The organism is Pleomorphochaeta sp. (assembly GCF_050031695.1).
Lineage (GTDB): Bacteria > Spirochaetota > Spirochaetia > Sphaerochaetales > Sphaerochaetaceae > Pleomorphochaeta.
Map to the genome: position 1 here is coordinate 1 of NZ_JBNAIC010000013.1, position 11,741 is coordinate 11,741.

The 11,741-nt window shown below is 28.0% G+C and carries 12 protein-coding genes; 10 read left to right on the forward strand and 2 right to left on the reverse strand.

Features of this window, described 5'->3' with window-relative positions; all coding sequences use genetic code 11:
• The first annotated feature begins 122 nt into the window (after positions 1-122).
• Positions 123-260 carry a hypothetical protein gene (locus ACPKM0_RS01740; RefSeq protein WP_472473072.1) on the forward strand — a complete coding sequence of 46 codons (138 nt, stop codon included), beginning with the start codon at positions 123-125 and terminating at the stop codon, positions 258-260.
• A gap of 235 nt (positions 261-495) precedes the next feature.
• On the opposite strand, the gene ACPKM0_RS01745 is transcribed toward ACPKM0_RS01740, so the two are convergent.
• Positions 496-1,275, reverse strand: a complete 780-nt coding sequence (locus ACPKM0_RS01745; protein ID WP_472473073.1) for a DeoR/GlpR family DNA-binding transcription regulator — start codon at positions 1,273-1,275, stop codon at positions 496-498.
• A 411-nt stretch (positions 1,276-1,686) separates the two neighbouring features.
• Here ACPKM0_RS01745 and ACPKM0_RS01750 point away from each other — a divergent pair, with 411 nt between their 5' ends.
• From ACPKM0_RS01750 to ACPKM0_RS01760, 3 genes are read left to right on the forward strand one after another with little or no spacing between them, the layout of a single operon-like run.
• Positions 1,687-2,724: a hypothetical protein gene (locus ACPKM0_RS01750; protein WP_472473074.1), complete on the forward strand. Its 1,038-nt coding sequence runs from the start codon at positions 1,687-1,689 to the stop codon at positions 2,722-2,724.
• 22 nt (positions 2,725-2,746) lie between these two features.
• Positions 2,747-3,580, forward strand: coding sequence for an L-ribulose-5-phosphate 3-epimerase (locus ACPKM0_RS01755; protein ID WP_472473075.1), 834 nt, complete (start codon positions 2,747-2,749; stop codon positions 3,578-3,580).
• Position 3,581: 1 nt separating this feature from the next.
• On the forward strand, positions 3,582-4,274 hold the full coding sequence (locus tag ACPKM0_RS01760) for an L-ribulose-5-phosphate 4-epimerase (protein ID WP_472473076.1): 693 nt from the start codon (positions 3,582-3,584) through the stop codon (positions 4,272-4,274).
• Between the two features lie 87 nt (positions 4,275-4,361).
• On the opposite strand, the gene ACPKM0_RS01765 is transcribed toward ACPKM0_RS01760, so the two are convergent.
• Positions 4,362-4,565: a hypothetical protein gene (locus ACPKM0_RS01765; protein ID WP_472473077.1), complete on the reverse strand. Its 204-nt coding sequence runs from the start codon at positions 4,563-4,565 to the stop codon at positions 4,362-4,364.
• Between the two features lie 194 nt (positions 4,566-4,759).
• Here ACPKM0_RS01765 and ACPKM0_RS01770 point away from each other — a divergent pair, with 194 nt between their 5' ends.
• The 6 genes from ACPKM0_RS01770 to ACPKM0_RS01795 all read left to right on the forward strand — a co-directional run bounded on the left by ACPKM0_RS01770 (position 4,760) and on the right by ACPKM0_RS01795 (position 11,684).
• Positions 4,760-5,500, forward strand: a complete 741-nt coding sequence (locus ACPKM0_RS01770; protein WP_472473078.1) for an MBL fold metallo-hydrolase — start codon at positions 4,760-4,762, stop codon at positions 5,498-5,500.
• A gap of 82 nt (positions 5,501-5,582) precedes the next feature.
• The gene (locus ACPKM0_RS01775; RefSeq protein ID WP_472473079.1) at positions 5,583-6,920 is read left to right on the forward strand and encodes a C1 family peptidase; all 1,338 of its coding nucleotides are present in this window, start codon (positions 5,583-5,585) and stop codon (positions 6,918-6,920) included.
• Between the two features lie 488 nt (positions 6,921-7,408).
• A complete protein-coding gene (gene tig / locus ACPKM0_RS01780) occupies positions 7,409-8,752 on the forward strand; it encodes a trigger factor (RefSeq protein ID WP_472473080.1) in 1,344 nt (447 codons plus the stop codon).
• Between the two features lie 90 nt (positions 8,753-8,842).
• Positions 8,843-9,424, forward strand: coding sequence for an ATP-dependent Clp endopeptidase proteolytic subunit ClpP (clpP, locus tag ACPKM0_RS01785; protein ID WP_472473201.1), 582 nt, complete (start codon positions 8,843-8,845; stop codon positions 9,422-9,424).
• A 2-nt stretch (positions 9,425-9,426) separates the two neighbouring features.
• Entirely contained in the window at positions 9,427-10,701 is a 1,275-nt protein-coding gene (clpX, locus tag ACPKM0_RS01790; protein ID WP_472473081.1) for an ATP-dependent Clp protease ATP-binding subunit ClpX, read from the forward strand.
• Complete coding sequence (locus tag ACPKM0_RS01795) at positions 10,701-11,684, forward strand: DHH family phosphoesterase (protein WP_472473082.1); 984 nt, start codon at positions 10,701-10,703, stop codon at positions 11,682-11,684. Before clpX ends, ACPKM0_RS01795 begins: the two co-directional genes overlap by 1 nt.
• Positions 11,685-11,741: the final 57 nt, after the last annotated feature.

Consider the following 11,741-nt stretch of genomic DNA (forward strand, 5'->3'; position numbering starts at 1 on the left):
ATATTATAGCATATACTTTTTTCATATATAAATTAATTAACACAATACGATTATATGCGTATTAATTATAATTTTTTAACAACATAATTTTTGTATAAATATAATTAGTAAGCCAATAAAAAGTGATAGGAGAAAAACAAAATAACGATAAAATTAAAGAAACTATGGAGATGATGAATAGAGTTAATAAAAAATTATTCTCAGCAATTGAAAGAAATGATTATATAAAAATGGATAAGAGGAAAATGGAAAACAATTAATTAAAACATATTTAAGATAGTGCTCAGTTACAAAAACTGAGCACTTAGTATTTATAGGTAAAAAGATTTAAAAAGTAGCTTAAATATTAATTAATCAACTAATTACTAGAATAAACAAAGAGTACACAAAAAGGATTGAAAATCCAAAATTATAATTAAACCTTTAGACAATTACTATCTACTATAGAAAACATTCATAAAATAAAAAGTTTATGAATGTTTACAGTCATTATAATTAAGCAATTACTACTTCAACACCACTTTGTTCAATTTTACTAATTTCATTTTTATCTGCAGTTTCATCAGTTATTAAAACATCTATTGAAGAAAGATCAGAACTAGCAAAACCATAAGATTTACCTAATTTAGAACCATCAGCAACTACAATTTTTAACCCTTTACTTCTATTTAAGAAAGCTTCATTAACAATTGTCTCTGGGTAATATGCTGTAGTTAACCCATCTACGCTTGAGATGCCATTAACCCCTAAAATACAAATAGATGAAGTCATTTTTCGAATCATTAATTCAACTAAATTTCCAGATAAGGATTTATTTGCAGGATTATATTCTCCACCTGTATAAATGACTTTAGCAGGATCTTTATCAGATGACAATTCTGAGATAGCAGCATTGTTTGTTAAAATAGTTATAGGTAAATGAATTACTATCTTTAATATTTCATAAGTTGTAGTACCTGCGTTAATGAATAAAGTATCATTATCTTTTATATAACTACTTGCAATTTTGGCTATTGCTATCTTTTGATTTAAATTTAAATTATTTTTTTCTTTATATTTAGGAGCAGGAATTCTAGTTTCTGATACTAATTTTGCTCCCCCATGATATCTTGTAATAACACCTTTACTTTGGAACATTTCAAAATCTCTTCTAATAGTTAATTCGGATACGCCAAGTATTTCACTCGCATCTTTAACCTTAATATCATTTTGTGCTTCAAACATAGTTAATAGAGCTTGTTGTCTTTTTTTTACTTCAACAATACTTTGTTTCATAAATAATATTCCTTTTACATTACATCAAATGTTCATATAAATACTATTATGAATTTTTTAAAACGTCAAGCATTTTATGAACAAACGTTAATTAATTGTTGACAAATAGCATAAACGCTCATATAATCATTCATATAAGTCTATTTATTACAATCATATAATCAAAAACAACAGGTTTATATGATTGTTTATAAAGTATATAAATTACATAAAAAGCATAAATAATAGCTAATAAATGTAAATTAATGAGATATATTAATAAATTGAATATATTTTTGGCTAGGAGAAAAAAAATATGACTAGGTTAGATTAAATTACATATGAATAAATAATCTAAATAAATAAATAACACTCCATTAAAATCGATTCTATAATTAAAAAAAATTAATAATATAAATAAGGAAGAATAAAATGAAAATCAATAAGATTAAGAAGCATACTCTTGAAAAATGTTATGCAATTGCAAACATCACTTATCAAAATAAAGAACATATCGTTGTTGCTGCAGAGAAAACTGACGATTGTTTATTATTCGATATTGATGGAAATTTCATTGAAACAATATGGAAAGGCCCAAGTGGAACCATGAGTATTGTACCATTAGAAGATGCTGATGGCTGTTTCTTAGCAACAAAAAAAATGTATTCTCCTAACGATTCTAAAGAAGCTGAAATCGTTTTAGTAAAACACGATGAAACTGGTTGGAAAACAAGAACAATTGCAACAGTTCCTTATGCTCATAGATTCGATGTATTAAAAACTGATGATAAAAGATATTTAATTTGTGCAACAATTAAAAGCAATTATGAATATAGAGATGACTGGCGTTTCCCAGGTCAATATTTAGCTGTTGAATTACCTAAAGTATTAGATGACACTTTTGTTGTAGAACCACAATTAATTATACCTGACTTATTGAAAAACCATGGTTACATTCATAGAAATGATGCAAATGGTGATTACTCAGTAATAGCATGTGAAAATGGTGTATATGAAATTCACCCACCAACAAAAGAAAATTCAGATTGGGCAGTAAAAAAACTTATTGAAGATCCTACAAGTGATATTGCATTTGTTGATTATGATGAAGATGGTAAAGAAGAAATGTTATCTTTAGCTCCTTTCCATGGTAATACAATTAGAATTTATAAATTAGATAGTAATAACGAATATAAACTTGATTATGAATTTGAAGATAAGCATGAATTCTTACATTCAATTTGGGCAGGAACTTTATATAACAAACCTTATTCAATTATTAGTAACAGAAAAGGTCAAAGTAGAGATTTAATGGGTATTTTCTATAGTGATAATAGCTACAAAATGGAACTACTTGAAAAAGAATGCGGATCTACTAATGTTCTTGTTTATTATAAAGATGGTAAACCTAAATTAGTTTCAACAAACCGTGAAATCGATGAAATTGCTTTCTACGATATCGAAGAATAATATTATTTTTTAAGGAAAAAGAATGAGAAATCAATATCAACTAGGACTATATGAAAAAGCACTACCTTCTACACTATCTTGGGAAGAAAAATTTATCGCAGCTAAAACTGCAGGTTTTGATTATATTGAAATAAGTATAGATGAAACTGATGCAAAATTATCAAGATTAGACTTTTCAAGAGAAGAAATTTTAGAAATCGTAGAAACAGGTAGAAAACATAATATGTATTTAGGATCTATTTGTTTAAGTGGACACAGAAAATATCCACTAGGTGGAGAAAATTCTAAATCTATGGAGATTATGGAAAAAGCTATATATTTTGCAAAAACAGCAGGAATTGCAATAATTCAACTTGCAGGCTATGATGTATATTATACTGATTCAACTGATGAAACTAAACAAAGATTTGAAGAGAATCTTAAAATTGCTACAAACATGGCTGCAAAATATGGAATATTATTAGGTTTTGAAACAATGGAAACACCATTTATGGATACAGTTGAAAAAGCTATGTATTATGTAAATAAAGTTTCCTCTCCATATTTAAATGTATATCCAGATGTTGGAAATTTAACAAATTCTTCTCTTTTATATAATAAATCTGTAGAAGATGATTTAGAAACTGGAAAAGGTAATATCATTGCAACACATATAAAAGAAACAGTGCCTGGAAAATATAGAGAGATTCCTTTTTCAACAGGTCATGTTAATTTTGAATCAGTTATAAATAAAGCATGGATGCTAGGTTCTAGAAGATTTGTAACAGAACTTTGGTATACAGGCAATGAAAATTGGAAAGATGATATAGCTTATGCATCTACACTTGCAAGAAGCATATTAGATAAAGAGGTTTAAAATGTTAGAACAATTAAAAGAAAAAGTTTATAAAGCCAATATGGATTTACCTAGATATGGATTAGTCACATTCACTTGGGGTAATGTTAGTGAAATTGATAAAGATACAAACCTTGTTGTAATCAAACCATCAGGAGTTTCTTATGAAACTATGAAAGCCTCCGACATGGTTGTTGTAGATTTAGAAGGTAATATTATTGAAGGTGAATTAAATCCTTCAAGTGACACTCCAACACATCTTGAATTATATAAAGCTTTTGACAATGTAAAGGCTATTGTTCACACCCATTCAACTAATGCTACTAGCTGGGCACAAGCAGGTAGAGCTATTCCTTGTTATGGAACTACACATGCTGATTATTTCTATGGTGAAATCCCATGTGCAAGAAGTTTAACTAAAAGTGAAATAGATGGTGAATATGAAAAGAACACTGGTAAAGTAATTATTGAAACATTTGAAGGTAAAAACCCTATGGAAATTCCTGGAGTTTTATGCACCAATCATGGTCCTTTTGCTTTTGGTAAAGATAGTGATAATGCAGTTTATAATGCTGTTGTAATTGAAGAAGTTGCAAAGATGGCATTAAATACTGAATTATTAAACCCTAAAGTAAAAGAAGCTCCAAAATGTATTCAAGATAAACATTATCTTAGAAAGCATGGTAAAAATGCTTATTACGGACAAAAAAAATAATAGCCCTCCATCGGGATAATAAAAAAAACATAGTTGGGTGTTTTGATTAATTCAAAACACCCTCTTTTTTATATTCTATGCTATTTATTATTTTCTTTTCTTCAAAAACACAAATACATGCAAAAAGGCAGGCATCGCAATTATTACTACAGATAATATTGCCGCTAAAACTTCATAATCCCTTGCGAAATCAACAATAGAATCCATTTCTAAATAAACTAATACAGCTAATAGAACATACACGAATATATGAAATATTCTCAATTGTAACTTTTTTGTTAATTTTGCCATAAAAATATATAACCTCCAATAATAATTATAAATCACTTTATTTTATTCAATATAAATCTACATAAAAGCACTGTCAACAAATTATAAATTAAAAAAACAGGTAACACCTATCCATTTTATTTGACACTTTTAGATAAATATGTCAAAATAAAACAAAAAAACAATATGAATTTGTTATATAATAAGGAATATTAATGTTTGACATAATAGATACAATTAAGAAACTAAAGAAAAACACTTTCTCAATAATTGAACCATTAAAAACTCAAGAGCTTTTTAAGAACCTATATTCTATTGAAGATGGGGATTCTAATTATTTTATATATAAAAAGGGCGATAATACTATTTTAATAGACAGTGGTTATAAAGATAGTGAAACAAGAGAAAGCGAATTAAAGAAATTAAATATAGATAAAAATAAAGTTAGTGCAATATTTTTAACACATATCGATAGCGATCATGCAGGATGTCTTTATGAAGAGTCACCATATTTTAAAAATGCTAAAATATATTTACATGAAAATGAAAAAAAACACCTTTTTAGAGAAAAGGAAAGAGTTAAACTTGGATTCTTAAAAATAATGCATAAATTAGAAGCACAAAATGAAATTAACTATTTCAACTCGAATTCCCCTATTTTTATAGGAGATATAAAGATTAAACCTTTCTTAACTCCCGGGCACACACTAGGTCATACTTGTTTTTTATTAGAAGATAAATATTTATTTGTGGGAGATAGCTTAATATTCAAAAATGGTGAAGGTTATAGATTCTTTGACCTTTTAGGTTTTAATAATAGTGAAAATTCAAAATCTTTATATAAACTTAAAGATTTTGCCATAAATAATAAATGTGAATATATTATTACATCACATACAGGAATAACAAATAATGTTGAAAAAGCTTTTAAGTTTTATAATAAAAAACTATCTTAACAAATCCATAGTTTATAAAAAATAGGGAATTCTTTAAGAAATAATTGTAATGTGTTATTATGTCTCTTCGAGAGGTATATTAATGAACAGATTAATTACGAATAACGAATTATTAAGTTTTAGAGAAAATTTCAACTCCATTAACAAAAATCAAATTGCACAAAATGCAGTATTTGAAAATGGAATAATGGATAGTGCAAAAAATGTAAAAAGTATTGTAAATAATACACATCAATATTCTATAGATGTAAAAACTGGTGATATAACAAATCAAAAACAATCTGGTAGATGTTGGATGTTTGCAGCCCTCAATGTAATGAGACTAGAGATAATGGAAAAATTAAACCTTGAAACTTTTGAATTATCTCAAGCTTATCCTTTTTTTTATGACAAATTAGAAAAAACAAATCACTTTTTAGAAAACATAATAGAAACAATTAATCTAGATTTAGATTCTAGAGAAGTTGCTTTCTTATTAACTGATCCACTTGGAGATGGTGGACAATGGGATATGTTTGCTTCGTTAATTGATAAATATGGCGTAGTACCTAAATCTGATATGCCTGAAAGTTTTAGCTCTTCACAATCAAGATATATGGATAAATTATTAACAGCTAAATTAAGAGAATTTGCATGTATCTTAAGAGATGATTTTTCACAAAATAATGATATTAATAATTTAAGAATATTAAAAAAAGAAATGCTAAATACCATTTATCGCATGCTCTCCATTTGCCTTGGAGAACCACCAACTACAATAAATTTTGAAATCAGAAACAAAAACAATGACTTTATAAGAGATAGCAAAATTACTCCTCTTGATTTTTATAATAAATATGTAGATATGAAAATGAGTGATTATGTAAGTATAATCAATGCACCTACAAAAGATAAGCCATATAACAACACATACACTGTTAAATTTTTAGGCAGTGTTCAAGGTGGTTATCCAATTAAATACTTAAACTTACCTATTGATGAATTAAAAGAATTAGCTATAAAACAAATGAGTGATGGCAAAGCTGTTTGGTTTGGATCTGATGTTGGTCAATCTAGCAACAAAGAAACAGGAATAATGGCATTAGATATTTATAATTTCAACAATCTATTTAGTACTGAATTCAGCCTAAGCAAAGCACAAAGACTTGATTATGGTGAAAGTCTAATGACTCATGCTATGGTACTATCAGGAGTAAACATTGATGATAATGGTAAACCTAATAGATGGAAAGTTGAAAATAGCTGGGGTGATAAACATGGGAACAAAGGTTATTTTGTAATGAGTGATGATTGGTTCAATGAATTCACTTACCAAGTTGTTATTAATAAAAAATATCTATCTGATGAACAAAAAGAAAACTTTAAAAAAAATCCAATATTATTAAAGCCTTGGGATCCTATGGGATCTTTAGCTCTTTAAGATTTTGTTTATCTTTTATTAATTTGGGATGAAATTATTTTTTTAACTTCATCCCAAAAATAGCATGAATATATTTCTATTAAATTATAATAGCTGTATATTTATTTCTAAAATAAAAAATTCATTAACTCTTCTTTTTTTTTAAATCAATGTAATTATTTTTAATCTATATAAAGATTTGATATAGAATTATAAGAATATTTAGATTATAATAAATCAAGTGTTGGCAAAAACTAATCATTTTGATATATTAGCAACGCACTATTATAAAAATAAAATAAAGAAACATGCTAGTTTTTAATAAAATTAGTATTTTTTATTGTTTTTTTCTTGCCTTTATTTTATTTTTTAGTAACTTTAGGGTAGTTCAAACTATTTTGTTTGTGTATAATCTCATAGGTTATAATACTACAGTAATTAACAAGTCCTTTGACTTGTATCTGATATATTTTATTTAGGTCAAAGCGACCGAAAAGGAAGAAAATAGCATGATCGCTGATAAACAAATCAAGGAAACAGAAAATTCCTCAGTCGAGTTGTCCATCACATTGACAGCACAATCAATTGAAGATGCTTACTCTGCTCTATTAAAGAAGTATGCAAAAGACATTACAATTAAAGGTTTTAGAAAAGGTAAAGCACCTCTAAATTTAATTGAAAGAAAATATGGTGAAATGATTCGTGAAGAATCAACATTCAACGAACTAGAAGAAAACTTAAAAGTAGCTCTAGACGAAGTTGAAGATAAATACAAACCATTAGCTTACAGCACACCTACTTTAATGGATGAAGAAAATCTAACTCCTTTCAAAGCAAATACTGATTTAACATACACAGTAGCTTATGATGTAATTCCTCAATTCGAATTACCACAATACAAAGGTTTAGAAATTGAAGTATCTGGTGTAAAAATTGGTAAAGCAGATGTAGATAAAGAAATTGAAAAACTACGTCAACAAAACGCTTTCGTTGTAAGCAAAGAAGATGCTGCAGCTGAAGGTGACATTGTTACTGTTGATTTTGCTGAATTAGATGAAAATGGTAATGAAACTGGCGCTTTCAATAAAAAAGATTCTGTTATCACAATTGGAAAAACTCAAAACTTCTTCGAATTAGATGATGAATTTGTTGGTATGAAAGCTGGAGATACAAAAACAATCGAAAAAGAATTTGCACAAGATTTTGCTAGTGAAGAATATGCTGGTAAAAAAGTATCAATCAAGATTGATATGAAAGAAGTAAAATTCAATGATGTCCCTGAATTAGATGATGAATTTGCACAAGATGTAAACGAAGATTACAAAACTGTTGCAGATTTAACAAAAGCTACTAGAAAGAACTTAAAAGAAAGAGCTGCTCAACAACTTAAAGAATTAAAATATCAAGCTGTAGCTGATCTTTTAATTGAAAAATGCCCAATCGTTCCACCTAAATCAATGATTAGTGCACAAGCTGACCAACAAATCAACAATATTGCAAGATCAAACAATATGGATATGGAAACTTTTGCTAAGATTTTTGAAATGCAAGGTCAAACTTTAGACCAACTAAAAGAAACTTGGACACCTTCAATTATTAAAGACATTAATGTTGGATTAATTAAAGAAAAAATTAAAGATGTTGAAGAGTTTGAAATAACTGATGAAGAAGTAACAGAAGCTTTAGGTGATACTTCTTCTTACAAACCAGAACAAATTGATTACCTAAAAGAAATGATTACTGATGAATTAAAATTACAAAAAGTTAATGATTTCTTAATTGAAAACAACACATTCAATGAAGGTAAAAAATTAAGCTATGATGAATTAATGAGCGGCCCTGTTGCTGAATAATTTAAAAATATGCTTTAATATCAAGGCGGGACTGTGTTAAGTTCCGCCTTTTTAACACATTTAGAGGAGTAATTTATGAGCAATACTAGAATGCAATCAATGGTTCCAATGGTAGTTGAACAATCCGGTGTAGGTGAACGTTCCTATGACATCTTCAGCAGATTACTCAAAGATAGAATAATTTTCCTTGACGGAGAAATTAATGATGCAACTGCAGATTTAGTAGTAGCACAATTAATCTTCTTAGAAAGTGAAAATCCAAATAAAGATATTAGTATTTATATCAATAGCCCTGGTGGTAGTGTTACTGCAGGACTCGCTATTTATGATACAATGAAGTATATCAAACCAGATGTACAAACAATTTGTATGGGACAAGCTGCAAGCATGGCTGCTTTATTATTAGCTGCAGGAGAAAAAGGAAAAAGACATATTCTTCCATCTGCAAGAGTAATGATCCACCAACCATGGGGCGGTGTTGAAGGTCAAGCAACCGATATAGCTATCCATACTAAAGAATTATTAAGAATAAAAAAACTTTCAATTGATATTTTAGTTGAATGTACAAATATAGATAGAGAAACTATTGCTTCTGACGTTGAAAGAGATTATTTCTTAGACTCAAATGAAGCCTTAGCTTATGGACTTGTTGACAATATAATGAGGAGATAACAATGGCAAGAGGTAGTAAATCTTGTTCTTTTTGTGGAAAGAAAGCTTCTGAATGCAAAAAATTAATTAATGGACCTGGAGTTTCTATTTGTGATGAATGTATAGCAACATGTAACGCTATATTAAAAGAAGAACCAAATTATGAAGCTGCTCACGACCATAGCCTTCCAGATACTATTCCTACTCCTAAAGAACTAAAAGAATATCTAGATGATTATGTAATTGGCCAAGATGATGCAAAACGTGTATTATCTGTTGCTGTATACAATCACTATAAAAGAGTAAAATTTCAAAGTAAAATCAAAAAAGAAGGTGTTGAATTAGACAAATCCAATATCTTAATGATTGGTCCTACAGGTACAGGTAAAACTTTACTAGCTAGAACATTAGCAAAAAAATTAGATGTACCATTTGCAATAGCAGATGCAACAACATTAACAGAAGCTGGTTATGTTGGTGAAGATGTAGAAAATATATTATTAAAATTAATACAAAATGCTAACAATAATATTGCTGAAGCAGAACATGGTATTATTTTTATAGATGAAATAGATAAAATTGCAAAAAAAGGCGAAAATGTTTCAATAACTAGAGATGTAAGTGGTGAAGGGGTACAACAAGCTTTATTAAAAATAATTGAAGGTACCACAGCCTCTGTTCCTCCACAAGGTGGAAGAAAACATCCTAACCAAGAAATGTTAAAAATCGATACAAGTAATATTTTATTTATCTGTGGTGGTGCATTTGTAGGCCTTGATAAAGTTATAGAAAAAAGAGTTACTTCTCATCCAATGGGTTTTGGTGCAACTATTTTAAGTGAAGATGAAAAAGATTTAACTAAACTATATAAACAAATATTACCAGATGATTTAGTAAAATTTGGTTTAATTCCAGAATTTATTGGTCGTCTACCTATTCACGTATCACTAAATAATTTAAGCCAAGATGATTTAGTTAAAATTGTTTCTGAACCTAAAAATTCAATAATTAAACAATATATTACATCATTTAAACTTGAAGATGTTGAGTTAGAATTTGACGATGGAGCTGTTAAAGCTATTGCTCAAAAAGCTGTTGATCAAAAGACAGGAGCTAGAGGACTTAGAAGTATTGTAGAAAATATTATGATTTCAATAATGTTTGATATTCCATCTTACAAAGAAGCTACAAAAGTAGTTCTAACAAAAGAAAGTGTTACAGATGGTGTAAAACCTAAAGTATATACTTCTAATGGTAAATTATTAGAATTTGAAGATACTAAGGAGATTACTGCTTAATGAATAACTATGATTTTCCTCCTTTCGATGATAAATTTATTAATTTAATTAAGACTAATAAACATGCCTTAATCATTGGTCATAAAAAGCCAGATGGAGATTGTTTTTCAAGCCAAATAACTCTTAAATACTTATTAGAGCAATTAGGTTATGAAACAGTTGTAATGGCAAATGATGGCCCATTTGAAAGAAGTGAAAGTAAAGCAGTAGCTCATCTATTTGCAAGAGAAATAACTGATGAAATACTTAGTAACAACCCACTACTTTTTTTAGTAGACTGTGGAGAATTAAGTAGAATTGGATCTCTTAGTGATAAAGTAAAAGATTTAACAACAATAGTTATAGATCACCACCAATCTTCATTGAAGATTGGATGGGAATATAGCTATATATTTACTAATTCAATTTCTACAACTCAATTAATTCAACATTTATATCATGAATTAAATGTTGAAATAAATGAAGAAATTGCTCAAAACCTATTTTTTGGATTTGCTACTGATAGTGGATTTTTCAAATTTATATCTAAATACAATGGTACATCAATAAAAATGGCTGGAGAGTTAGTAGAGAAAGGAGCTGATCCTAGACTAACTTTTTCTATGATGAGTGGTGGTAGATCTTTTGACTACGTAAAAACATTAGCAAAAATTTTAGATAGAACTGAATTTGTTTGTAATGGAAATGTAGCTACAACAACATTTTATTTAAATGATGGAGCAGAATGTCCTAGTGATTCTTATTATGGACAACTTCTAAGCGTTGAAAATGTTAAAGCTATCATTCTATTTAAAGAAGTTGAAGATAATAAAGTTGAATTAGGCCTTAGAGCTAATTATGATTGTACTTTTGATATGAGTAAATTCGCTGAGATATTTGGTGGTGGTGGTCATATTAAAGCTTCTGGAGCTACTATAGAAGGCTCTCTCGATGAAGTTAAAAATAAAGTTATATCAACTATTGAAAAACTTTTTACTTGTTAATTTTAGGATTTTATTTCTTTCGATTTAAGATTTAATTAAAATAATCAGATTTTGCAT